This is a genomic window from Kitasatospora sp. NPDC054795 (genome assembly GCF_053611565.1).
In genome coordinates, this window is the sequence record NZ_JBSHAP010000044.1 from 1 (window position 1) to 23,334 (window position 23,334).

The window sequence follows — 23,334 nt, forward strand, 5'->3', positions numbered from 1 at the left end:
GGCCGGGCCGGTCGCCGCCGTCGCGGCGGAGCGGCGGGACCCGCGGGACCAGCGGGACCAGCGGGACCGGCGGCGGTCCGTCCGACCGGGCGTCACCGTCCGGTGTCCGTACCCTGCCCGCCCCTCGGTGGCTCCGGAAAACCGGTACTCCGTACCGGCGTGCCCGGGCGAGGATAGCGCCGTGGCGGACGTGCCGGTCGCCGCGCCCGCGCGCCTCCCGCCTCCCGCCTCCCGCCTCTTATGGAGACCCTGACGCCATGACCGACTCCGCCCTCGGCCGCTTCTACGACGCGTTCGCCGACGACTACCACCTCCTCTACGCCGACTGGAACGCCTCCGTCGCCCGCCAGGGCGCCGCGCTGGACGCCCTGATCCGCCGGCACCTCGGTGACCGCCCGGCCGAGGTGCTGGACTGCGCCTGCGGCATCGGAACCCAGGCGATCGGCCTGGCCATGCTCGGCCACCACGTCACCGGCAGCGACCTCAGCCCGGTCTCCGCCGCCCGCGCCACCGCCGAGGCCGCCGAGCGCGGTGTCCGGCTTCCCACCTCCGCCGCCGACATGCGGAAACTCCCCTTCCCGGACGAACGGTTCGACGTCGTCGTCTGCGCCGACAACGCGCTGCCCCACCTGCTCACGGCCGAGGACGTCCGCGCCGCACTCGGTGAGATGCGACGGGTCCTGCGTCCCGGCGGACTGCTGCTGGTCACCACCCGCCCGTACGACGAACTGCGCCGCACCCGGCCCGCCTCCACGTCGCCGCAGACCGCCGACTACGACGGCCGACGGTCGGTCCTCTTCCAGCTCTGGCAGTGGCGCGAGGACGGCGAGCGGTACGACCTGGAGCTCTTCCGCCTCCTTCCGGACGACGCCGGCGAGTGGCAGGTCGCGGTTCGCCGCTCCACCTACTGGGCGCTCACCCAGGACCAGCTGAGCGCCTTCGCCGCCGAGGCGGGCCTGTCCGGCATCCGCTGGGAGCAGCCCGTCGACACCGGCTTCTTCCAGCCCGTCCTGATCGCCCGGGCAACCTGACCTCCCGAAAAGACTCCGGCACGGTCCCCGCGGCCGCAGCACGAGCGGCATCCCGAACATCCGCGCCGCTCGGGCCTCGAACCCCGTCTCACGGCAGTGGCCGCAGGTCCGAGCGCCGGTCCGGGGCGCCGGGGACCACTGCGCCCCCGTGGCGCCGCAGCTGCGCACCACCGTGGTGCTCGACCGACTGGAGCGGGCCTGGACCGAGCCCCCGCGACGGCCCGTCCGCTCCTCCCCTACCGGTCCAATGCCGCCACCGCCTCCGCGACCCGGGCCGCGCCGTCCTCCTCCGCCATCGCGCGGGCCGCCTCCTGCGCCCCTTCCCTCAGCCGCTGCTCCTCGACGGCCTGCCGGACGGCCTCCGCCAGCCGGTCGGCGGTCAGGTCGGCGAACCGCACCGGCGTGGTGGCGGCACCGAGCCGGGCGAGCCGACCGGCCCAGAACGGCTGGTCCGCCATCACCGGGACGGGGACGCTCGGCACGCCCGCGCGCAGAGCCGCGGCCGCCGTGCCCGCGCCCGCATGGTGCACGACCGCCGCCATGTGCGGGAACAGCCGGGCGTGCGGGAGCTCGCCGACGGTCAGCACGTCGTCGCCCTCCCCCGCGATCCCGGCCCGGCCGGCCTGCACCACGCCCCGGACGCCCGCCCGCCGCAGGGCCTCCACCGCGAGGGTGCTCAGCCGCTCGCCCTGCCCGGCCGCCATGCTGCCGAAGCCGATGAACACCGGTGGCGGTCCCTCCCGCAGGAAGTCCTCGACCTCGGCCGGGAGGCGGTGGTCCTCCGGCACGTACGGCCACCAGTTGCCGACCACCCGCAGCGCCTCCCGCCAGTCGGCCGGGCGCGGTACGACGGTCGGGCTGAAGCCGTGGAACACCGGCCAGCGCGCCCGTTCCACGGCCCGCCGGCGCGCGGTCTGGGAGAGCGCCGGGAGTCCGAGCCGCGACCGCATCCGGCGGGCGGCCTCGGCGTGCAGACGATCGACGACCCGCTGGCCGAGCGCCCCCGCCGCCCGGTTGCCCCAGCTCCCCAGCGAGCGGCCGCCCCCGACGACCGGAGGGAACTCCCGTGTCGGCAGCGTGGGTTGCAGGTAGACCCCCAGGCTGGGAACGTCCATCGCCTCCGCGAGGTGCCAGCCCAGCGGCGCGGTGGTGGTGCTCAGCAGGAGCAGATCGGCGCCGGGTGCGGTGGCGTCCGCGAGCCCGTCGCCCAGCTGCCCGATGAACGCCGCGGCCCGCGCGAGCAGTTCGGAGCGCCCGCGTGCGGGCGCGGCACCCGCGCCGCGTGGATCGACCGGGAGCGGCCGGAAGTCGAGGCCGCTGCCGGCCACCAGCTCGCGGAAGGCCTCGGGCGCCGCGAGTGCGACCTCGTGCCCCGCACCGCGCAGATACGCCCCGAGCCCGGTGTAGGGGGCGACGTCGCCGTGCGATCCGGCGGCCATGACGAGGATCCTCATCGGGCCGCCCCGTCGACGTCGTCGCCGTCGAGGTCGTCGCCGTCGAAGTCGTTCGCGTCGCGCCGCTCGGCGTTGGCGCCGATGGCCGCACGGAGGTAACCGGCCAGGCCCGGGCGCTGCTCGGCCGGCGGGACGACCAGGGCGAAGGCCCGGGCGTCCGCCTCGTAGTCGTCGGCGATCCGGCAGTGCATCTCCGGCGGGCAGGGCGTGAACCACCGGGTGATGTGCTGCCGGTGCCGCTCCGCGAGGTCCAGCACCGTCCGGTGGTCGACCGGCAGCCCCGCGTCGAAGGCCTCCAGCAGCCTGCCGCGCCACTCGGCGGCCTCCGCCATCAGCTGCTGCCAGTCCTCCTTGGAGTGGGTGGCGGCGCGGGCCAGGGCCTCCTGGTGGCTGTCCCGCTCGCCCCACTTGAGGTGGGCGTCGGCCGCGTAGCTGAGGTCGAAGACCACGTCCCCGAAGACCTCGAAGCGCTCCTGCGGCGTCAGCTCGACCCCGGTGCGCCGGACCTCGATGGCCCGCTCGGCGACGTCGACCAGCTTCTGCAGGCGTCCGATCTGCTCGGTGAGGGCCTGCCGCCTCGCCAGCAGGTGACCGAGCGCGTTGGCCTGCGGGTCCGCCAGGATGTCGGCGATCTCGTCGAGCGGGAAGCCGAGCTCCCGGTAGAAGAGGATCTGCTGGAGCCTGGCGAGGTCCGCGCCGCTGTAGAGCCGGTAGCCGGCCGGGCTGCGCTCACTGGGCGCGAGCAGCCCGGACCGGTCGTAGTAGTGCAAGGTCCGGATCGTGACCCCGGCGAAGCCGGAGACCTGGCCCACCGACCAGCTCATGCGTCCCTCCGATCATCCGTTCGTTCGCTGCGCCCCACCGTGCGGCCTGACGTGGGGTGAGGGTCAACACGCGCAGCTCAGGGGCCCGCTCCGGATGGCTGGAGGCACCCTGGATCAGGTCTCGCGCTGCGGGTGGTAGGCGCTCTCGGGTATGCCGAAGGTCCAGGCGACCCCGGCTCGCGCGGTGCGGGTGCTCGGGGGGACGCGCAGCCAGTAGGTGCGGTGGGCGCCGTCCGGTTCGGGGGTGGAGTTGACCACCTCGACCATCACCACCGGCTCGTCGTCGGGCAGGACGATCCGCCAGAGCACCCCGGTCTCGTCCCGGTGGACGGGCTCGGCGCCGGAGTCGGCCAGGTAGCGCTCGTAGCCGTAGTGCTCCAGCAGGACCCGGCGCAGCTCGGCGTTCTCCTCGGTGCGGATCCGCTCGACGGTCACCTCGGCCAGGCCGGCCAGGAACTCCGGCGGGACGGGCATGCCGCGCCAGGCGTGCAGGGCGAAGCCGTCGGCGTACTCCAGGGCGGGCCCGTCCGCCCGGTCGAGCCGTCCGGCCTCGTCGCGGTGCAGGACGGCCGGCCGCTCGCTGAGCAGGACCACCTCCCGGTACGGCCACCACCAGCCGGCCTCCCGGGCCAGTTCGGCGAGCGGTGCGACGGCGTCGGCACTCGCCCCGGCGGCCTCGAAGGCGGCGAACCACGGCGCGTCGTGCTGACCGCGCACGGCGTCCAGCAGGGCGAGCCGGACGGTGGTGCGGCGGTCCCGCGCCTCCTCGGCCACGGCGGCGTCGGCCTCCCGGTCGGCCTCGGGGGCGAGCCGGTCGAGCACGGCGTTGCGCAGTCGGTCGGCGAGCGGGGTGGTGACCGGTCCGAGCTCGCCACCGGTGAGCGCCCAGTGGCCCGCCCACCCGCTGGTGCCGACCTGCTCGACGGCCCGTCGACGGGCCTCCTCCCAGGGCCGGGTGCGCACGGCCTCACGCACGCTCTGCGCGCCGGCGGCCCGCAGCTCCAGGGCCGCCTCGGTCGCGGCGAGCGGCGAGCCGAACCAGCGGACGGCCGCGGGCTCGGGCAGTCCGGCCGCCCGGTAGGCGGCCCGGACGGCACGCTCGGCCGCCGCCCTGTCCGCCGGCCCGGTGGCCGCCCCGGCCGCCCGCCAACGGGCCGTCGCCTCGGCCGGCCCGGGCAGCTCCCGCGCCTGCGCCCGATCGCCGTGGGCCTCGTCGTGGATCACCGTTTCCATCCCTGCTCCGTTCCTGGCCGGGCTCCCCGCCCGGCCGTCCGTTCCCGTTCCCGTTCCGCGGCCCCGGCCGCGCCCTGCCCTCGTGCCCCACCCGCGTGCCGCCCCCGTACGGCGGGCGGAGCGGTCGTCAGTCCGCGACCACCCGCACCGCGCCGGGCGCGTACTCGCGTTGGCGGACCACCCGGTACCAGCTCTTGGGCAGCGGTATCGCCGCGTGCTCCTCGTGCACCACCCGGCCGCCCTCGGGCAGGTGCAGCCAGCCCGCGCCGAACGGCCCGGTCTCACGGCGCAGCTCGCCGGGGCCGACCACGGCGTGGGCGTGCCCGGTGACCTCGCCGAGCGCCAGCACCATCCGGCCCCGCGCGTCCCGGGGCTGCACGGCCAGCCCCGCCACCCGTGGCGGCACCGCGCTCTCCTCGACCGGCACGATCAGCACATCGCCCTGGCGGTACATCAGTCCTCCCTCGCCGTACGGCCGGACCCCGGCGGACGCCGGAACCCACGGCTCCGCCGCGTCTGCCGCGGTCACTCTCCGGAGCCAGGACCCGAACATAGAGCAAGGGTCTGACAACGCGCCCGGGCGGCGACCCGGCCGCCGGATTGTCAGTCCCGGCTGGTAGACAGTTGTTCGGCCCAGATCCCGGAGGAGCAGCGCATGACTGTCAACGACCACATCGAGCGGTTCCACGGTCTCCCCGTCTTCGACTTCGTGGAGGCCTTGGAGGAGGCCGAGGAGAAGGGCGGATCCGGCGCCGTCGAGCTGCCGGACGCGGCCTCGGCCGCCTGGAGGGTCAAGCTCGACTACGAGTCCGAGGCGACGTTCGCCGAGCGCTGGGAGCAGTTCCTCGGCGCCGTCGACACCGAGCGGGTCACCGCCCTGGTGATCGGCCAGTGGGCCCCGGACGAGCCGGACGGCTTCCAGGAGCCGATGGAGGCGATCGTCGCCGCCGCCGGCCGGCTGCCCGCCCTGCGCGCGCTGTTCGTCGGCGACATCACCTACGAGGAGTGCGAGATCTCCTGGATCCAGCAGTGCGACATCACACCGCTGCTGACGGCCTTCCCGCGGCTGGCCGAGCTGGTGGTGCGCGGCGCCTCGCAGGACTGGGACGGCAAGGGCGGTCTGGCCCTGCGGCCGCTGCGGCACGAGGCGCTCAAGGCGCTGCGCTTCGAGGCCGGCGGCCTGCCGGGCTCGGTCGTGCGCTCGGTGGCCGGCTGCGACTTCCCGGCCCTGGAGCGGCTGGAGCTCTGGCTGGGCGTGGACAACTACGGCGGCGACGCGACGATGGCCGACGTCGCGCTGTTCCTGGACGGCACCCGCTTCCCCTCGCTGCGCCACCTCGGCCTCCAGAACAGCGAGTTCCAGGACGACATCGCGGCCGCCGTGGCGCACGCGCCCGTCGTCGCCAGGCTGGAGTCGCTCAACCTCTCCATGGGCGTGCTGACCGATCAGGGCGCCACCGCCCTGCTGGAGGGCCAGCCCCTCACCCACCTGCGCTCCCTCGACCTGCACCACCACTACCTGACCGAGGAGATGCAGCAGCGCCTGCGCCAGGCCCTCACCGGGGTCGAGGTCGACCTCTCCGAGCCCGGCAAGCCCGACGACCGGTGGCGCTACGTGGCCGTGGCCGAGTAACCGTCACCTCCCGTACGCACGTACCCGCCCGACCGACCACTCGACCACTCGACCACTCGACCACTCGACCACTCGACCCACCAGGATCCTCCATGACCGTCTCCCGCCACATCGAACGCTTCCACGAGCTGCCGGTCCACGAGTTCACGTCCGACGACGCCCGGCCGCGGCCCGCCGCGGGCGCCGTCGCCTGGCGGCTGTCCCTCGAGTACGGCTCCAAGCTGGACTTCGTCCAGCTCTGGCAGTCCTTCCTGGAGGAGGTCGACCCGGCGGGCGTCCGCGCCGTGGTGATCGGCGCCTGGTGGCAGGACGGCTACACGTCCGTGCGCTCCGCCGTCGAGGCCGTCACGGCCGAGGCGCGGCGCCTGCCCGCCCTGGAGGCGCTGTTCCTCGGCGAGGCGACCTTCGACGAGTGCGAGATCTCCTGGCTGGAGATGGACGACGTCACCCCCTTGCTGAACGCCTTCCCCGGGCTGCGGTCGCTGGCCGTGCGCGGCGGCACAGACCTCGCCCTGGAGCCGGTGCGGCACGACCGGCTGACCAGCCTGCGCTTCGAGTCCGGCGGCCTTCCGGCCACCGTGGTGCGCGCGGTGGCCGGCTCCGAACTGCCCGCGCTGGAGCGCCTGACCCTCTGGCTCGGCGTGGACGAGTACGGCGGTGACGCGACGATGGACGACCTGGCACCGTTCCTGGACGGTTCCCGGCTGCCGAAGCTGCGCCACCTCGGGCTGGCCAACAGCGAACTCCAGGACGAGATCGCCGCCGCCCTCGCCCACGCCCCCGTGGTGGCCCGGCTGGAGTCGCTCGACATCTCGATGGGCGTGCTCTCCGACGAGGGCGCCACCGCCCTGCTGGAGGGCCAGCCGCTCACCCACCTGCGCTCCCTCGACCTGCACCACCACTACCTGAGCGACGCGATGCAGGAGCGTCTGCACGAGGCCCTGCCCGGGGTCGAGCTCGACCTCGGCGACGCCGAGGCGGACGAGATGGACGACGAGGACGACCGCTACGTCTCGGTCTCCGAGTAGCCGGACACGGAGGCGATGACCGTGCGACTGACCGTCCTCGGCAACCCGGGGCACCGACGGGTGACGCTGTTCGCGGACGCCGCCCGGGCCGCCGGACTGCCCGAGCCCGCCGTCCTGCCCTGGCTGGACGTGCTGCGCGGCCGGTACCGGCTGCCCGAGGGCGGCATGCTGCGCATCGAGTCGCCCGGCGAGGAGCCCGAGGTCGACCTGCTGCTGCGCGGCCCGGCGCTCGGCCCCGGCTACGCGCCGACCAGGGTCGAGGGCACGGCCGTCTGGTACGCGGGGGTCATGGCCGCGCTGCGCGGGCTGGCCGCCCGGCCCGGCGTACGGCTGCTCGGCGATCCGGAGGAGATCGCCGTGATGTTCGACAAGCGCCGGGCGCACGCGCTGCTCACCATGGCCGGGGTGCCGGTGCCCAGGGCTCTCGGCGGCGAGGTCACCGGCTGGGAGCACCTGCGCGAGCGCCTCGCCGCGGCCGGCCTGCACCGGGTCTTCGTCAAGCCGGCGCACGGCTCCTCCGCCTCCGGGGTGATGGCCCTGGAGTTCGGGCCGCGCGGGCAAGTGCAGGCCACCACCTCGGTGGAGCTCACCGACGGCGGCCTGCACAACTCGCTGCGGGTGCGCCGCTACCGCGGCGAGCGGGAGGTCGCCGCGATCGTCGACGGCCTGGCACCGGACGGCCTGCACGTCGAGCAGTGGATCCCGAAGGCCTCGCAGTCGGGGGCCTCGGCGGACCTGCGGGTCGTGGTGGTCGCCGGCCGGGCCACCCACGCCGTGGTGCGCACCAGCACCCAGCCGATGACCAACCTGCACCTCGGCGGCGCCCGGGGCAGCATCGACCAGGTCCGGGAGGCCGCGGGGCCTGCCTGGCCGGCCCTGCTGGAGACGGCCGAGCGCGCGGCGGCCTGCTTCCCCGGCTCGCCGATGGTCGGCGTCGACGTGCTGCCCACGGCCGGCTGGCGGCGCGCCCTGGTCGGCGAGGTGAACGCCTTCGGCGACCTGCTCCCCCGCCTCACCGGCCTGCCCGGCGGCCCCGCCGAGGGCCTGGACACCTACAGCGCCCAGCTGGCCGCCCTTACCGCCCCCTCCCCGTCGTCGCCCGCGACGACGGACCACCAGATCACGGAACCCGCTCGATGAACCACCTGACCACCACACCGGCCCACTCCCCGGCCCCTGCTCCCACCCCGGCCCACACCCCGACCCCCGCTCCCACCCCCGCTCCCACCCCCGACATGAACGCCGTCGTCGGCAGCCACGACCTGCTGCTCGTCACCCTAGACACGCTCCGTTTCGACGTCGCCGAGGAACTGGCCGCCGCCGGCCGCATCCCGCACCTCGCCGCCGTCCTCCCCGGCGGCCGCTGGGAGCGCCGGCACGCGCCCGGCAGCTTCACCTACGCGTCCCACCAGGCGATCCTGGCCGGCTTCCTGCCGACCCCGGCCTCCCCGGACGGACCGCACCCGCGCCTGTTCGCGGCCCGCTTCGCCGGATCCGAGAGCACCGCCCCGCGCACCTGGGTCTTCGACGCCCCCGACCTGCCGACGGCCCTGGCCGCGGCGGGGTACCGCACGGTGTGCATCGGCGGCGTGGGGTTCTTCAACAAGCAGGGCCCCCTGGGCTCGGTGCTCCCAGGCCTCTTCCAGGAGAGCCACTGGGCACCCGAGTCCGGCGTGGCCTCGCCGACGTCCTTCGAGGTGCAGGTCGCCCGGGCCGAGCGGGTCGCCGCCGAACAGCCCGCCGACCAGCCCCTGTTCCTCTTCCTGAACGTCTCGGCGCTGCACCAGCCGAACTGGTTCCACCTGCCCGGCGCCACCCGCGAGCACGGGGACTCGCGGGCCAGCCACGCCGCCGCCCTGGAGTACGTCGACGCGCACATCGGCCGGCTGTTCGCCGCCATGAGCGCCCGCCGCCCCTGCTTCGCGATCGTCTGCTCCGATCACGGCACCGCCTACGGCGAGGACGGCTACACCGGGCACCGGATCGGCCACGAGGTGGTCTGGACGGTCCCGTACGCGCACTTCACCCTCCCCGCCCGACCGGCGGGCGCCGCCGCGACCTCCGAGGACCCCGCATGACCACCGCGCCCCCGCACCCGGACTCGCCGTACCAGTCGTACGTCTACGCGTACCCGCACAAGACGGCCTACCGCCCGCTGCCCGAACGCCCGCCGCTGCGCGAGCTGTGGGCCGGCGAGCCGCAGCACGCGCTCTCGCTCTACCTGCACATCCCGTTCTGCGAGGTCCGCTGCGGCTTCTGCAACCTGTTCACCCGGATCGGCAGCCCGGAGGGCCTGACCACGGCCTACCTGGACGCCCTGGAGCGCCAGGCCGCGGCGGTGCGCGCCGCGCTGGACGACGGGGCCCGGTTCGCGCTGGCCGCGTTCGGCGGCGGCACTCCCACCTACCTGACGGCCGGCGAGCTGGAACGGCTGTGCGACATCGCGGAGCGGCGGATGGGCGCCGACCTGCGGGCGGTACCGCTCTCGGTGGAGGCCTCGCCCGCCACCGCGACCGCCGACCGGCTGGAGGTGCTGGCCGCCCGGGGCACCACCCGGCTGAGCCTGGGCGTGCAGTCCTTCGACGACGCCGAGGCACGCTCCGCCGTCCGCCCGCAGAAGCGGGCCGAGGTGGAGGCCGCGCTCGGCCGGATCCGCGCGGCCGGGTTCCCGGTGCTCAACATCGACCTCATCTACGGCATCGACGGCCAGACCGAGGCGAGCTGGCTCCGCTCGCTGGACACCGCGCTCGCCTGGCGGCCCGAGGAGCTGTACCTCTACCCGCTGTACGTCCGCCCGCTGACCGGCCTGGCCCGGCGCGGGGAGCAGGAGAGCCGGTCCGCCTGGGACACCCGGCGCCTCGCGCTCTACCGGGCCGGCCGCGACCACCTGCTCGCCCACGGCTACCAGCAGGTGTCGATGCGGATGTTCCGCCGGGCCGCCTCCCCGCAGGCCGGGGCGGGCGAGTACGCCTGCCAGACCGACGGCATGGTCGGCCTGGGCTGCGGCGCCCGCTCCTACACCTCGCGGCTGCACTACTCCTTCGACTACGCGGTGAACGCCACCGAGGTGCGCGGCATCATCGACGACTACGTCGCCACCGAGGACTTCCACCGTGCCGAGGTGGGCCACTGGATGGGCGGTGCGGAGCCGCGCCGGCGGCACCTGGTGCAGTCGCTGCTCCAGGCCGAGGGCATGCCGCTGGCGGACTACCGTGCCCGGTTCGGCGGGTCCCCGGCCGAGGACTTCCCGGCGGAGCTGGCCCGGTTCGCCGAGCGCGGCTGGCTCGCCGACGGCGACCCGGCGTTCCTGCGGCTCAGCCCGGAGGGCCTGGCGCACTCGGACGCCGTCGGGCCGATGCTGTTCTCGCCCGGGGTCCGGGCCCTGATGGCGGCGTACGAGGCGAAATGACCTTCCTCGGCATGCCCTCCGCCTCGCGGCCGCCGGAGGAGGACGGCGCGCGGGACCTCACCCTGCTCTACCGCGGTCCGCTCTCCTCCTGCGACTACGACTGCCCGTACTGTCCGTTCGCCAAGCGGCGCGACAACCCCGGACAACTGCGCGCCGACCGGGCCGCGTTGGAGCGCTTCACCGGCTGGGCCGCCGGGCGCGCGGGAACCGGCGACACCCTGTCGCTGCTGTTCACGCCCTGGGGCGAGGGGCTGGTGCGGTCCTGGTACCGCCGTGCGCTGGTCGAGCTGAGCCGCCTGCCGCACGTGCGCCGCGTCGCGATCCAGACCAACCTCAGCTGTCGCACGGGCTGGCTCGCCGAGGCCGACCTCGACGCCCTCGCCCTCTGGGTCACCTTCCATCCCGGCCAGGTCACCCGTGACCGCTTCCTCGCCAAGTGCCGCGAGCTGGACGCACTCGGTGTGCGGTACAGCGTCGGCGTCGTCGGCCGGCCCGAGCACCTCGACGAGGCCCGCCGGCTGCGCGCCGAGCTCTCCGAGGACGTCTACCTGTGGGTCAACGCCGCCGAGGGCCTCGACTACACCGACGCCGAGGCCGCCCGATGGGCCGCTCTCGACCCGCACTTCGGCTACAGCCGGCACGCCCATCCCAGCGCCGGGCTGCCGTGCCGCACCGGCGAGTCCGTGCTGTCGGTGGACGGCGACGGCACGGTGCGCCGCTGCCACTTCGTCCGGGACGTCCTCGGCAACCTGTACGACGGCAGCTACCGCACCCGACTGCGGGCGCGGGCCTGTCCGTTGCCGGTCTGCGACTGTCACATCGGCTACGTCCACCTGGAGGCCCTGCCGCTGTACGAGCTGTTCGGTGCGGGAGTACTGGAACGTGTGCCGCACGGCTGGCCACGCGGCCGGTGACACCTCCGCGGCCGGCCGGCCACCCCGGGTGAAGGCCTCACTTCGCCCGCGCCGCCGAGGTCACCTCGCTCCGGAGGCCGGCCCCGCATGACGTCCGGCGATCTCCCGCGCACAGCCCGAAGCCGTTCCGCGCCCACCGGGCGGTACCACCCGCACATCCCTGGCCTGGTGACAGGGAGGAGGCGAAACACCATGCTTGGAGACGCTCCGCTGCAAGCAGTCATCCCCGCCGCCGATCTCACCCGCGCCAAGGCCTTCTACACCGACACCCTCGGTCTCAAGCTCGCCGAGGAGAGTGAGGAGGAGTTCGTCTGCGACACCGGCGGCACCCAGGTCACCGTCTACCACACCCCCAGCGGGGGTCAGGCCGCCCACACCCTGGCCAGCTTCAAGGTCGCCGACCTCGACACCGAGATGGCCGGCCTCCGCGACCGCGGCATCACCTTCGAGGAGTACGACTTCCCCGGCCTGAAGACCGTCAACGGCGTCGCCGAGGGCGAGGGCATGCGCGCGGCCTGGTTCAAGGACTGCGAAGGCAACATCCTCTGCGTGTCCCAGCGAATCGGCCGGTAGTCGTCCCGCCACCCGCCCGGTCGGCGGACGGCCCCGCAAACCCGGCCGCCGACCCGTCCCATCGGCGGCCATGGGTCACCGTCGCGGCCGTGGGTCACCGTCGGCGCGCCCGCCGCCAGACCGTGCGGGCCGAGGCGACCGGGTCGAAGGAACCCGGGCGGTCCCGGGTCAGCGGGTAGCAGGCGAAGCCGATCAGGGCCGCGCTGAAGTGGCCGATGCTGGTGTAGTCCCGGCTCTGCAGCACGCCCAGCCCGTAGACCACCAACACCCCGGCCGCGTACAGGTACCGCCAGGGCCGGACGATCAGATAGGTGAGTACCGCGACCACTCCGGCCAGCGCATAGCTGACGCCGTAGTCCAGGGTGTAGACGGCGCTCGGCGAGGCCAGCCCGTGGTGGATCGCCCAGCCGAGCACGCCCTCGCTGAGGTACGTGGCGCCGACGTGCGCGAGCGCTGCCACCGAGATCCAGCGCAGCGTGCCGAGCCATCGTTCGGCGGGCACGTGGAAGAGGTTGTACAGCAGGAAGTAGGACAGCCAGCCGCCGCCCGCGATCCACAGGGCACTGGTCACCAGGACACGGACCGGCGAGACCTGGAGGTGGTGGAGGTTGGTCGAACGCCGCTCCAGGATGCGGTCGGCGGTCGCCGGATCGACGTGCCGGATCACCTGCGTGGTGACGAGCAGGATCGCCAGCCAGATGTAGGTCCCCGGCGCGCGCCGGATGTAGGCCCACACCGCGTGGGCGGCGCGCGCCCACCGGGGCCGCCGGTGTGCCTCGGGGCCCTTGACGGTGCTGCCGGCCATCGACGCCTCCTCGCGACACTCCTCAGCATCCCCCTCACCCTCACCCCCGCCCGGCCCCGCCGCCACCGGTCGCCGGGTCGCCGGGTCGCCCGCCACCCGCAACGTCCTGCCACCACGACGTAGCCGCACGAGAGATCCGCGCCTCCCGCCCCCACCTCCGGCCCCGGAGCCTTCCGGCCGTTCGCGTACGCTGGCGCTCGGACCGTCCCGGCCGCGGCCTTCCCCGCCGCGCACCGGGCGAGCCGGTTCCGGGAACCGCCGAACAAGGGCACCAGGCACGATGAGCGATCGCCTCGCCACGAGGACACCGACCGGCCCCGCGGCTTCCCGGCACCCGGCGCTGAGAGCCGCCGTCCGGCTGCGCCTCACCACGGCGTACGTCTTGCTGCTGACCGTGACGGCCTCCTGGCTGGCGAGCCAGGGCCATGCCGAGCGGGCCCGGTTCGTGCGGCACAACAGCAGCAACGTCCATCACATGGAAGTGGGCAAGTGGTGGACCCTGTTCACCAGCGGCCTCGTGGTCGACGGGGTCCCGTCCTGGGCGGGAATCGCGGCGGTCGCCGTCGTCCTGGGCCTGGCCGAGTGGCGCTGGGGTCCGGCCCGGGCCGGTGCGGTCTTCGTCTTCGGGCACCTGGGCGCCACCCTGCTCACCGAGGGCGCCATGTGGGTGATGGTGACGGCCCGCATCCCGGGCGCGCTCTCCCGCGCCCGGGACGTGGGCATCAGTTACGGCCTGGTCGCGACCGGTGCCTGCCTCCTCGCGCTCGGCCCGCGTCCGCTGCGTCGCTACGGACTGCCGGCGCTCGCCCTGGCCCTGGCCGCCGCCTGGGCGCTGGATCAGCAGCTGGCCGACGCCGGCCACCTGGTCGCCCTTGGGCTGGGCGCGCTCGCCTCCCGTACCGTCTGGCTGCGCACCCGGGCACCCGCCCCGACCCGCTGATCGGCCCCAACTGTCCCTCCGGCCAAGCGAGTCGGCCGGATCACCGCCCGACGCGCGGCGGCCGGGCAGCCCTCTGCAGCCACCCAGGCTTTCGTATGCTCTTGCATTGCTCTGCAAATCTATGCCAGAGTTCGGGCATCGGATCGATTACGCCGATTCCCGTCACACATCGCTAGATCAGGGGCCCGCTACGCGGGTCAAGGGTGCATCCATGTCGAAGGTCTTGAGCAAGCTGCCGGTCGGTGAACGGATCGGCATCGCATTCTCCGGTGGGTTGGACACCTCCGTCGCCGTCGCGTGGATGCGCGAGCACGGTGCGTTCCCCTACGCCTACACGGCCGACATCGGCCAGTACGACGAGCCGAACCTCGCCGACGTCCCGGCCCGTGGCCGCGCGTACGGCGCCGAGCAGGCCCGACTGGTCGACTGCCGGGCCGCGCTGGTCGAGGAGGGCCTGGCCGCCCTCGCCTGCGGCGCCTTCCACATCCGCTCCGCCGGGCAGACGTACTTCAACACCACCCCGCTCGGCCGCGCGGTGACCGGCACCCTGCTGGTGCGCGCCATGCAGGAGGACGGCGTCTCCATCTGGGGCGACGGCTCCACCTACAAGGGCAACGACATCGAGCGGTTCTACCGCTACGGCCTGCTGGCCAACCCCAGCCTGCGGATCTACAAGCCGTGGCTGGACCAGGCGTTCGTCGACCAGCTCGGCGGCCGCAAGGAGATGTCCGAGTGGCTCGCCGAGCGCGACCTGCCGTACCGGGACTCCGCCGAGAAGGCCTACTCCACCGACGCCAACATCTGGGGCGCCACCCACGAGGCCAAGCGGCTGGAGTACCTGGACACCTCCCTTGAGATCGTCAGCCCGATCATGGGCGTGGCCTTCTGGGACCCCGAGGTCGAGATCCTGACCGAGGACGTCACCGTCGAGTTCGAGTTCGGCCGCCCGGTCCGGATCAACGGCCAGGAGTTCGCCAGCGCCGTCGACCTGGTCCACGAGGCCAACACCATCGGCGGCCGGCACGGTCTGGGCATGTCGGACCAGATCGAGAACCGCATCATCGAGGCAAAGAGCCGGGGCATCTACGAGGCCCCCGGCATGGCGCTGCTGCACATCGCCTACGAGCGGCTGCTCAACGCCATCCACAACGAGGACACCATCGCCACGTACCACACCCAGGGTCGGCGGCTCGGCCGGCTGCTGTACGAGGGCCGCTGGTTCGACCCGCAGTCGCTGATGCTCCGGGACAGCATCCAGCGCTGGATCGGCCACCCGGTCACCGGCAGCGTCACCCTGCGGCTGCGGCGCGGCCAGGACTACTCGGTCCTCGACACCCAGGGCCCCAACTTCAGCTACCACCCGGAGAAGCTGTCGATGGAGCGCAGCGTCGACGCCGCCTTCGTCCCGGACGACCGCATCGGCCAGCTGACCATGCGCAACCTCGACATCGCCGACTCGCGCAGCAAGCTGGAGCAGTACGCGGTGAACGGCCAGCTGGCGCCGTGGAGCGGACTGATCGGCGAGCTCGCCCCGGGCGGTGCGGCTCCCATCGCCGCCGGCAGCGGTGACGAGAAGGACCCCACCGCGCTCGACCTCGCGGCGATCGAGTCCGGCACCGACTGACGCAGCCCGTGCCCGCGGAGGGCCGTCGCACCCCGGTGGTGCGGCGGCCCTCCGTCGCTCTCCGCCTCACCCTCCGCCCGCACCCGCCCGTCGGCACCCTTCGGCGCCCACCCCCGCACCCGCCCGAACCCGCGCTCCGCTCCGCCCTCACCCGAACGGCGGCACCGGCCGTGCGCCGCCCGCCCGTCGGTAGCTGAATGGCGGACGGCGCCCGGCGGCGGGAAGGGCAGGTGCGGGGATGGGCGAGGCGATCGGCCCGATGCTGGCCTCCGCGGTGGCGGTCGCGCTCTCCCCGCTGCCGCTGATCGCCCTCCTGCTGATCCTCGCCTCACCGCGCGGCCGGGCCAACGGGATCGCCTTCACGGCCGGCTGGCTGCTCGGCCTGACCGCGGTGGTGGCCGCCGTCGTGGCGGCGGGAACCGCGTGGAACCCCACCCGCACCACGCCGACCTGGCCGTCCTGGCTGAAGCTCGCCCTCGGCGTCGTGCTCCTCATGCTGGCCGCCCGGCAGTGGCGCGAGCGACCGCGCCCCGGCCGGGTCACCGCGCCGCCGGTCTGGCTGCTCTCGATCGACCGGCTGTCCGCCGCCCGGTCCGCCGGTCTCGCCGTGGTCCTGGTCGTGACCCGTCCGAACACCCTCGTCCCGGCCGTCGGCGGGGCCGCCTCCATCGTCGCCACCCCGACCGGTGGCTGGGAGGCGGCGATGGCGGCCGCCGTGCTGGTGCTGCTCGGTTCGCTGGGCACCCTGGTGCCCTTCGCGGTCCACCTGCGGGCCGACGGCCGCGTGCGGCGCTCCCTCGGCGAGTTGCGGGCCTGGACGGCCGCCCACAACGCGGCGATCATGGTCGTCGTCCCGCTGCTGCTCGGCGCGGAGTACCTGGGCGCCGCCGTTTCCGGGCTCACCTGACCCCCTGCCCTCGGCCCCCGGCGACGGCCTCGGCCCGCGCGCTCCCCCGGACACGCTCCGCCCCCAACCCCGGCCGCCCCGGCAGCCGCACCCGGTCACCGGATCCGCACCACTCCCCGCCCCCGTACCGCCCGGACCGCCAACCGCCCGGGGTCGGCCCTCGGCCGCGCCGCGACCGCCTCCCGCACGGTCAGCAGGATCTCGCCGTCGTAGCGCTCCGCCAGCACCCGCGCCAGCTCCGCCGCCCCGCCCGGCCGGACGTCCGGCGCCAGCTCCGGCAGCCGGCCCGGGGCGCTGAGGTCCTGGGCCTGGGCCGCCCAGTGGGCCGCGTCGCACCGCTCGCCCTCAGCCGTGTAGTGCACCGCCAGGCAGTGCACGGCCAGCTGGTCCCCGTACTGGGCTGCTATCCGCCACCAGAAGACGCCGTCCGCCGTGCGGCCCATGCCGTACAGCAGGCAGCCCAGGGTTCGGAAGGCGGTCTTCTCGGCGAGTTCGAGGTCCAGGGCCAGCTCGCCCGGCTCCACCGCGCCCGCCACCCCCGCGCACAGGTGCCGCAGGTCACGCCGCAGCTCCGCCCGCCCTCCGGCCCACCGGGCCTGCCCGGGGAGCGCCCCGGGACCGGGTCCCGCCCCCGGACCGGAGCCGGCACCCGCCCCGGCACCCGTGGCCGGCCCGGCGCCCGTCCCCGTCCCCGTCCCCGCCGCCGGTCCCGGGCTCGGCCCCGAGGCCGGCGCGTGCGGCGGCCGGGCACCGGCGGGCGGCCTGGCGGGGCGTTCGCGCACGGCCGGGGCGGGCCGTCGAGCGGCGGCGAGCCGCTCGGCCAGCCGGCGCGTGAAGTCCACCGGATCGTGGTCGTCGAACTCCCGGGCCAGCTCACCGGCGTGCACGCGCAGCAGGTCCACGACCTTCATGTCCGCGCCCCGTCGTCGTCCGGGTGCTCCAACAGGTACTCCAGGTGGCGCCGTCCGAGGCTGTAGTAGGTGCGGGCGGTGGTGTGCGCGATGCCGAGGGACCGTCCGATGTCGTGGTAGGACAGTCCCGCCTGGCGCAGCCGGACCACGTCGGCCTGGACCGGGGCGGCCCGCGCGAGCTCCTCCATCGCCCAGTCCAGGGCGTCCAGTTCGGCGAGCTCGTTCAGCTCGTCCTGGCTGGTGTCGGGACGGCGCTGGGCGATCACCCGCAGTCGCTTGCGTTCGGTGCGGCGGCGCTCGCGCAGCACGTCCACGACCGCGTCCTTGACGATCTTGAAGGCGAAGGCCTGCGGATCGGGGCTGGCCAGGGCCCGGCGCCAGTTCTTGTAGAGCGTGGTGCCCGCGTTCTGGACGGCGTCCTGGGCGTCCTCACGGTGCCGCAGGCGCTGCTGGGCGTAACGGAGGTACCCGGAGTTCTCGCGAGTGAAGAAGGCCTCGAAGTCGTTCGGCAGGTCGCCGAGCGGGTCGGCTCGCAGGCCCCGCTCCTCGCCCGGCCCGGGAGTGCTCACGCGGCCCCCCTTTCATCGGTCGGCTGGCCGGCCCACCGGGTGGCACGCCGACGGCCCTTTGGGGGCTCGTGGTGTAACCGTCCGGGAGCTCCGGGTTGTTGACCGGATCGGGCGGACAATTGCCGAATGTTTCCGTTCACTTCCGAACAGCGTGGCTGACCTGGCGCTTCGCCCTCACGAGCCCGGCCCGAGGGGCAACAATGTGACCCAGATCACAGGGTGTGGAGGGGTGGCTTGACAAGCCCCACGACCGCACCCCCGACCCCCACGCCCCACTGGCCCGCCACGCCGACCCACCGACCCACCGGCCCACCCGGCGAGCCGCCGCGCCGCCCCGGCGCACGAGCACGGACCACTCCACCCCCCTACGGAGCGGGCTCCACCTCCGCCGCGTCCAGCGCGGCGGTCACCCGGTCCAGCAGTCCGCGCAGCGCGGCCAGGTCCTCGACCGGCAGTCCGGTCGCCGCGAGCAGCCGGCGCGGGACCTGCCCGGCCCGCTCGCGCAGCGCCGACCCCTCGGGGGTCGGCCGGACGGTGACCGACCGCTCGTCCTCCGCACTCCGCTCGCGGCGCACCAGTCCGGCCGCCTCCAGTCGCTTGAGCAGCGGGGAGAGCGTCCCGGAGTCCAGCCGCAGCCGCTCGCCGATCCGCTTGACGGGAAGCTCGCCCTCCTCCCACAGCACCAGCATCACCAGGTACTGCGGGTAGGTCAGCCCGAGGTCCCGCAGCAGCACCCGGTACACGCCTCCGAAGGCACGGGAGGCCGCGTTGAGCGAGAAGCAGATCTGCCGGTCGAGGCGGAGCAGCTCCTCGTCGGCCATGCCGGAATGGGTGGTCATGGACCCATGGTACCGATCACCATCGCGCCATTGAGTTGTGCACAATTGAATTGCGTGCTCTACTGGTCGCAGCGCAGCGACGACCCAGCGGCCGCCGCGAAGCACGCCGGACCGGCAACCGCCCGGACCACCGGCCGCAGGAACACCCAGGACCCGAAGGGACGCCATCATGGACGCGCTCTACACCGCAGCCGCCACCGCCAACGGCCGGGAGGGCCGCGCCGTCAGCTCCGACGGCCAGCTGGACCTCGCCCTCGCCATGCCGCCCGCGCTCGGTGGCAGCGGCCAGGGCACCAACCCCGAGCAGCTCTTCGCCGCCGGCTACGCCGCCTGCTTCGCCAGCGCCCTCGGCCTGGTCGGCCGGCAGGCCCGGGTGGACACCAGCGAGGTCTCGGTGACCGCCGAGGTGTCCATCGGCAAGGACGGGGCCGGCTTCGGCCTCGCCGTCGTGCTGCGCGTCGAGCTGCCCGAGTCCCTCGCGGGCGAGACCGGCGAGCTGCTGGTCAAGCAGGCGCACGAGGTCTGCCCGTACTCCCGCGCCACCCGGGGCAACATCCCGGTCGAGCTGGTCGTCGAGTAGGCACCCGGCCATCGGCCGGTCACCGAGACCCCCCGACCGGCCGACCACGGCCCCGCCCCCGGCGACGGAACGGGCCCGCCGCACCCGAAGTGCGGCTGGCCCGCTCCGTGTCGTCCCGGGGTCGATCTCCGCCGGACCGATCGGCACCGGACCGATCGCCACCGGGGTCAATCGCCGCCCGGCCCGTTCACCGAACGCAGCGTCTCCAGTCGGTGCCGGTACTCCTCCGCGTCGATCTCACCCCGCGCGAACCGCTCCGCGAGCACCCGCTCCGGTGGCGTCCCTCCGCCCCCTTGGCTCCCCTGCCCCGCCTGGCCCCAGCCCTGCGGGCCTCCCGCCCCGGATCCACCCGCGCCCGGAGCCGCCCGGCCGGGCGGGATCGGCTGCCGCGAGCGCGAGAAATAGCGGAACAGGGCCACGGCCAGGAGCACGACGATCACCAGGAGCAGCAGCGTCCCGAACGCCATCAGCCCCATGCCCCAGCCACCCACGACGTGGCCGTGTCCGTGCCAGTACCTCATCAGGACCTCCTCCTCCGGCCCCGTCGGGGCCCGCCGAGGTGAGCAGCGCCTACCACCATCGTGCGCCCGCCACCGGTGAAAGCGGCATGAGGGAAGCCTGAGAAAACGGTCCGGTGCCCGGCGCGGCGCCCACCGGGGTAGCGTGCCGCTCGTGACCCACCATCCGCCGCCCGTGTCCCACCCCCAGTGGCCCACGGCTCACCAGCCACCCACGGCCTTCCGACCGCCGGACGACGACCGCTCCCCCGAGCAGCTCGTCGCCGCCGGGGTGCTGCGGCGCCACCCGGACGCCCGCCCCGTCCCGGCGCTCGGCCACTCCCCGATCGGCTACGTCACCACCGCGCTCTGGGCCGAGCTCACCGCCCTCGCCATCGCGCCGGCCGCCGCCGAGACCACCGCCGCCGCGCTGCTGCGCGCGCTCGCCGACCGCGCCGTGGACGCGGCGCTCGCCCCGGGCAACGAGCGCGCCCCGCGCGACGACCTGTACGTGACCGACCCCGCCCACATCGGCCCGCAACGCCGGGCGGTCTGGTTCCAGCGTTCCGGCCGGCCCGGCCCACCGGGCGCGAACGGCCTCTACGGCCCACGCGATCCGCACACCCTGCTCACTCCGCTCGACCCGCGCGGCGGGTACGCCCCGCGCGGCCCGATCACCGCCGCCTTCGCACCCCGCCAACCGTAGGCACCCCGCGAACCGTAGGCACCCCACGAGCCGCAGGAGCCCCACGGACCGCCGTCACCTCGGGCACCCGTGAGCCCGTCCGCCCGCCCGCCCGCTCAGCGCTCGACCCGGAGGCCGCGGCAGACCCAGCTGAGCCGGTCCGGCCCACCGTAGGGCGGCCGGTCGTGGTACGTCCCGTCCGCCACCGACATGTTGACGATCAGGTACGCGTGCCACCCGGACCCGACGCCGTGCAGGTCCGCGTAGACCAGCTCGTCCTCCACGTACCAGTCCACCGAGTTCGCGCCGAGCACCACCCGCAGATCGAAGGTCGCCCCCGGCCCGATCCCGGAACCCGCGCCGTGCCAGTACCGGTAGCCGCCCCGAACGTGATTGGAGATCTCCAGCAGGTCTGGGTTGTCCGGGTGGTACTCGAAGACGTCCACCTCGTTGCCGCCGTCCCGCCAGGTCCAGATCGCCGGCCAGGCGCCCAGTTCGACGGGCAGTGTCACGCTGGCCGACAGCACGTCCCCGGCACGGAGCTGGAAACCGTCCGGACTGCCCTCGGTGGTCAGCAGGTTGCAGCTCCACAGCCCGCCGCTGTGCCGCCGGACCGCCGCGAACACCCCGTCGGGGCAGTAGTCGCGGTTGAGGTAGTCGAGTTTGTGGTCGCTCCGATTGGTCGGCCCCATCCGGGGATAGGCGCTGCTGCGCCCGGCGATCCACTGACTGGTCGAAGTGAAGTCCGCGTCGAACACGACTGCCACGGCCGCCTCCCCGAAGCTCCGCCGTCCCGGCAGTCCGCACTGACGGGCACACAGGGTGAGTTACCCGATACCCTCCGCAGTATGCGAAGTGGATCGTTCGGGTCCGGGACGAACGTGCGAATCGGGGACGGCGCGGCCGGTCAGCCGACCGGCGCCGCCCCTTCGGCCCCGAGCCGGTCGGTCACCGAGATCACCCCGTCCACCGAGCGGCACAGGTTGAGCACGATCGGCACCAGGTGCTGCTCGGGCACGGTGCCGCTGAGCACCACCCGCCCCTGGTTGACCTCCACCCCGACCTGCGCCGGACTGACCCCGTCGATCCGGCCGAGCACCTCCTCGACGATCTCGCGCCGGATCACCACGTCCTCGCGCAGGAACACCCGCAGCAGGTCGCCGCGGCTGACCATGCCGATGACCCGCCCCTCCTCGTCCAGCACCGGCAGCCGCTTCAGGCCGTGCCGGCTCATCAGCCGCGCCGCCGCGACGATGCTGGTGTCCGGTGTGGTGCAGACCGGTTGCGCCGTCATCAGATCGGCCGCGGTCACCTCGCCGTTCGGGCCGGCCTGCGCCGACTCGGGCGCGGGCAGCAGGCTGGCCGGGTCCTCCTGAGCGGCCAGGGTCCGCAGCAGGTCGGCCTCCGAGACCACGCCGAGCGGGCGCGCCTCCGGGTCCACCACCGGCACGCCGGTGATGTCGTACTCGCTCAGCAGCGTCACGATCTCCCGGAATCCGGTCTCGGGGGAGACCAGGACGACGGGGCTGGTCATCACGGATTCGACGGTGGCATGCCGCACGCCGGTTCACCTCGTCCAACAATCCTGCTCCGACCGGACGCGGATCGTCCCGGCCGGTACCGGCAGCATCGCTCGCGGCGGCGCCGATCGCCAGGGGCCAAGGGGCCGAACGGGTGGGACCTTGGGCCCCGGCCCGCGAACGCGTTCCCGACACCCCGGCCCGCGAACGCGTTCCCGACACCGGGTCCGCCGGACCGCACCCCCGGCCGCACATCCCCCGGCACCACGCCCCGACAGGATCACGCGTGCACGGTCGCCCCGCAGGCGAAGGAGACCATCGGCAGGAAGCCGTAGCTCCGGACGTCCGCCTCGGCGACCGGGGAGGTGCAGAACCAGCCCTCCTGCCCGAACACGTTCCGCAGCGCCTGGCCCTGCGTGCCGACGCCCCTCCAGTCGCCGTCCCGCACCCCGAGGTAGAGGACCCGGCCGTACCAGCTCTGGAGGAGGTACTCGCTGATCTCGCCGCCGTCCGTCGGGGCCACTCCGTCCAGGTTCTTCGGCATCAGCACCCCGGGGTCGTCGCCCGGCTTCCGGTGCCCGCCGGTCACCTGGCCGAGCCAGCGGCCGACCGAGTACGGGACGATCGCGTTCGGATCGTGCAGGACCGCGTCCTCGCCCTGGTCGTCCGCGACACCGGAGGTCACGCACGGGCCCGCGTAGAAGGCACCCGGATCGCCGCCGTTCACAGCGCCGGACGCGAAGGCGATCATCTCGTCGGAGGTGTAGGTCGAATGGCGGTAGCTGGAACTCGAGGAGAAGGAGCCGGGCACCACCGGCCTGATCGTGGCGTCCGGCAGCCGGGAGTCGATCTGCCGCCAGTTGGTGATGTCGCAGGCGTAGATCGACCGCAGCTGGAAGCTCGTCAGGTTGTTCGGCGCATTGCCACCCGCCGGGGCCGCCCAGGTCACCGCGTCCTTCACGAACGGGATGAAGTCGATCGAGATCGGGTCGGTCTGCTGCGGCGGCCGGCTCAGCCGGACGAAGTCGACCGTGGCGCCGGTGTTGGCCACCAGAGTGCTCAGGGCCTGCTTGGTGTTGGTCGGCCGGAAGACGGTGGTGGCCCCCGCCTTGGACGTGATCGTGCCGGATCCCCGGGCGTCCCAGCTGTACAGCCGGGGTGAGGTGGTGTCCCCGGCCGCCGAGAGCGAGGCGTTGTAGTCGGCCGCGAGCTTGTTGAGGAGCGCGTCGGCGGCGGGGGCGCCCATGCCGACCAGGTCGGCGCTGACCGGCGCCGGAGGGTCGGCGGCGGAAGGGCGGCCGCCGCTCGTGGAACGTTCTTCCAGCGGTGGCCCGCCGAATGTCCGTCGTATGTCCGCC

25 protein-coding genes are annotated in these 23,334 nt (G+C 74.3%); 13 read left to right on the plus strand and 12 right to left on the minus strand.

Annotated features, from left to right (window positions below; all coding sequences use genetic code 11):
• Positions 1–257: 257 nt before the first annotated feature.
• Positions 258–1,031, plus strand: a complete 774-nt coding sequence (locus tag ACWGJO_RS17740) for a methyltransferase domain-containing protein (protein ID WP_452184784.1) — start codon at positions 258–260, stop codon at positions 1,029–1,031.
• 236 nt (positions 1,032–1,267) lie between these two features.
• Here the strand turns inward: ACWGJO_RS17740 and ACWGJO_RS17745 are convergent, their stop codons facing one another.
• From ACWGJO_RS17745 to ACWGJO_RS17760, 4 genes are all read right to left on the minus strand, one after another.
• Entirely contained in the window at positions 1,268–2,485 is a 1,218-nt protein-coding gene (locus ACWGJO_RS17745) for a glycosyltransferase (RefSeq protein WP_452184786.1), read from the minus strand.
• The gene (locus ACWGJO_RS17750; protein WP_452184788.1) at positions 2,482–3,309 is read right to left on the minus strand and encodes a MerR family transcriptional regulator; all 828 of its coding nucleotides are present in this window, start codon (positions 3,307–3,309) and stop codon (positions 2,482–2,484) included. Before ACWGJO_RS17750 ends, ACWGJO_RS17745 begins: the two co-directional genes overlap by 4 nt.
• Positions 3,310–3,423: 114 nt before the next feature.
• On the minus strand, positions 3,424–4,542 hold the full coding sequence (locus ACWGJO_RS17755; protein ID WP_452184790.1) for a DUF6745 domain-containing protein: 1,119 nt from the start codon (positions 4,540–4,542) through the stop codon (positions 3,424–3,426).
• Between the two features lie 127 nt (positions 4,543–4,669).
• Complete coding sequence (locus ACWGJO_RS17760; protein ID WP_359904002.1) at positions 4,670–4,996, minus strand: hypothetical protein; 327 nt, start codon at positions 4,994–4,996, stop codon at positions 4,670–4,672.
• Between the two features lie 201 nt (positions 4,997–5,197).
• Between ACWGJO_RS17760 and ACWGJO_RS17765 the strand changes: the two genes are divergently transcribed.
• From ACWGJO_RS17765 to ACWGJO_RS17795, 7 genes are all read left to right on the plus strand, one after another.
• Positions 5,198–6,175 (plus strand): STM4015 family protein, encoded by a 978-nt coding sequence (locus tag ACWGJO_RS17765; protein WP_452184792.1) that lies wholly within the window; start codon positions 5,198–5,200, stop codon positions 6,173–6,175.
• Positions 6,176–6,267: 92 nt separating this feature from the next.
• On the plus strand, positions 6,268–7,203 hold the full coding sequence (locus ACWGJO_RS17770) for an STM4015 family protein (protein WP_452184794.1): 936 nt from the start codon (positions 6,268–6,270) through the stop codon (positions 7,201–7,203).
• A gap of 15 nt (positions 7,204–7,218) precedes the next feature.
• Positions 7,219–8,343: an STM4014 family protein gene (locus ACWGJO_RS17775; RefSeq protein WP_452184796.1), complete on the plus strand. Its 1,125-nt coding sequence runs from the start codon at positions 7,219–7,221 to the stop codon at positions 8,341–8,343.
• A 95-nt stretch (positions 8,344–8,438) separates the two neighbouring features.
• Positions 8,439–9,281, plus strand: a complete 843-nt coding sequence (locus ACWGJO_RS17780) for an STM4013/SEN3800 family hydrolase (RefSeq protein ID WP_452184872.1) — start codon at positions 8,439–8,441, stop codon at positions 9,279–9,281.
• On the plus strand, positions 9,278–10,612 hold the full coding sequence (locus tag ACWGJO_RS17785) for an STM4012 family radical SAM protein (RefSeq protein WP_452184798.1): 1,335 nt from the start codon (positions 9,278–9,280) through the stop codon (positions 10,610–10,612). The genes ACWGJO_RS17780 and ACWGJO_RS17785 overlap by 4 nt, the downstream gene beginning before the upstream one ends.
• 11 nt (positions 10,613–10,623) lie before the next feature.
• Positions 10,624–11,526, plus strand: a complete 903-nt coding sequence (locus ACWGJO_RS17790; protein WP_452184800.1) for an STM4011 family radical SAM protein — start codon at positions 10,624–10,626, stop codon at positions 11,524–11,526.
• Between the two features lie 192 nt (positions 11,527–11,718).
• Positions 11,719–12,099 (plus strand): VOC family protein, encoded by a 381-nt coding sequence (locus ACWGJO_RS17795; RefSeq protein WP_452184802.1) that lies wholly within the window; start codon positions 11,719–11,721, stop codon positions 12,097–12,099.
• Between the two features lie 94 nt (positions 12,100–12,193).
• On the opposite strand, the gene ACWGJO_RS17800 is transcribed toward ACWGJO_RS17795, so the two are convergent.
• Complete coding sequence (locus ACWGJO_RS17800) at positions 12,194–12,904, minus strand: rhomboid-like protein (RefSeq protein WP_452184803.1); 711 nt, start codon at positions 12,902–12,904, stop codon at positions 12,194–12,196.
• 280 nt (positions 12,905–13,184) lie between these two features.
• Between ACWGJO_RS17800 and ACWGJO_RS17805 the strand changes: the two genes are divergently transcribed.
• From ACWGJO_RS17805 to ACWGJO_RS17815, 3 genes are all read left to right on the plus strand, one after another.
• Entirely contained in the window at positions 13,185–13,844 is a 660-nt protein-coding gene (locus tag ACWGJO_RS17805) for a rhomboid-like protein (RefSeq protein WP_452184805.1), read from the plus strand.
• A 211-nt stretch (positions 13,845–14,055) separates the two neighbouring features.
• On the plus strand, positions 14,056–15,468 hold the full coding sequence (gene argG, locus ACWGJO_RS17810) for an argininosuccinate synthase (protein ID WP_452184807.1): 1,413 nt from the start codon (positions 14,056–14,058) through the stop codon (positions 15,466–15,468).
• Positions 15,469–15,706: 238 nt separating this feature from the next.
• A complete protein-coding gene (locus ACWGJO_RS17815; protein ID WP_452184808.1) occupies positions 15,707–16,375 on the plus strand; it encodes a GAP family protein in 669 nt (222 codons plus the stop codon).
• A 95-nt stretch (positions 16,376–16,470) separates the two neighbouring features.
• On the opposite strand, the gene ACWGJO_RS17820 is transcribed toward ACWGJO_RS17815, so the two are convergent.
• The 3 genes from ACWGJO_RS17820 to ACWGJO_RS17830 all read right to left on the minus strand — a co-directional run bounded on the left by ACWGJO_RS17820 (position 16,471) and on the right by ACWGJO_RS17830 (position 18,694).
• On the minus strand, positions 16,471–17,286 hold the full coding sequence (locus tag ACWGJO_RS17820) for a hypothetical protein (protein WP_452184810.1): 816 nt from the start codon (positions 17,284–17,286) through the stop codon (positions 16,471–16,473).
• Entirely contained in the window at positions 17,283–17,855 is a 573-nt protein-coding gene (locus ACWGJO_RS17825; protein ID WP_359903967.1) for an RNA polymerase sigma factor, read from the minus strand. The genes ACWGJO_RS17820 and ACWGJO_RS17825 overlap by 4 nt, the downstream gene beginning before the upstream one ends.
• Before the next feature lie 365 nt (positions 17,856–18,220).
• Positions 18,221–18,694 carry a MarR family winged helix-turn-helix transcriptional regulator gene (locus ACWGJO_RS17830; protein ID WP_359903964.1) on the minus strand — a complete coding sequence of 158 codons (474 nt, stop codon included), beginning with the start codon at positions 18,692–18,694 and terminating at the stop codon, positions 18,221–18,223.
• Positions 18,695–18,863: 169 nt separating this feature from the next.
• On the opposite strand from ACWGJO_RS17830, the gene ACWGJO_RS17835 reads away from it, so the two are divergent.
• Positions 18,864–19,274: an organic hydroperoxide resistance protein gene (locus ACWGJO_RS17835; RefSeq protein WP_355266881.1), complete on the plus strand. Its 411-nt coding sequence runs from the start codon at positions 18,864–18,866 to the stop codon at positions 19,272–19,274.
• A 167-nt stretch (positions 19,275–19,441) separates the two neighbouring features.
• Here the strand turns inward: ACWGJO_RS17835 and ACWGJO_RS17840 are convergent, their stop codons facing one another.
• Complete coding sequence (locus tag ACWGJO_RS17840; RefSeq protein ID WP_452184812.1) at positions 19,442–19,795, minus strand: SHOCT domain-containing protein; 354 nt, start codon at positions 19,793–19,795, stop codon at positions 19,442–19,444.
• A gap of 172 nt (positions 19,796–19,967) precedes the next feature.
• Here ACWGJO_RS17840 and ACWGJO_RS17845 point away from each other — a divergent pair, with 172 nt between their 5' ends.
• A complete protein-coding gene (locus ACWGJO_RS17845; RefSeq protein ID WP_452184814.1) occupies positions 19,968–20,477 on the plus strand; it encodes a hypothetical protein in 510 nt (169 codons plus the stop codon).
• Between the two features lie 95 nt (positions 20,478–20,572).
• Here the strand turns inward: ACWGJO_RS17845 and ACWGJO_RS17850 are convergent, their stop codons facing one another.
• From ACWGJO_RS17850 to ACWGJO_RS17860, 3 genes are all read right to left on the minus strand, one after another.
• Positions 20,573–21,223, minus strand: coding sequence for a LamG domain-containing protein (locus ACWGJO_RS17850; protein WP_359903956.1), 651 nt, complete (start codon positions 21,221–21,223; stop codon positions 20,573–20,575).
• A 140-nt stretch (positions 21,224–21,363) separates the two neighbouring features.
• Positions 21,364–22,017: a CBS domain-containing protein gene (locus ACWGJO_RS17855; RefSeq protein ID WP_452184816.1), complete on the minus strand. Its 654-nt coding sequence runs from the start codon at positions 22,015–22,017 to the stop codon at positions 21,364–21,366.
• A 239-nt stretch (positions 22,018–22,256) separates the two neighbouring features.
• Positions 22,257–23,222, minus strand: a complete 966-nt coding sequence (locus ACWGJO_RS17860; RefSeq protein WP_452184818.1) for a substrate-binding domain-containing protein — start codon at positions 23,220–23,222, stop codon at positions 22,257–22,259.
• Between the last annotated feature and the right edge of the window lie 112 nt (positions 23,223–23,334).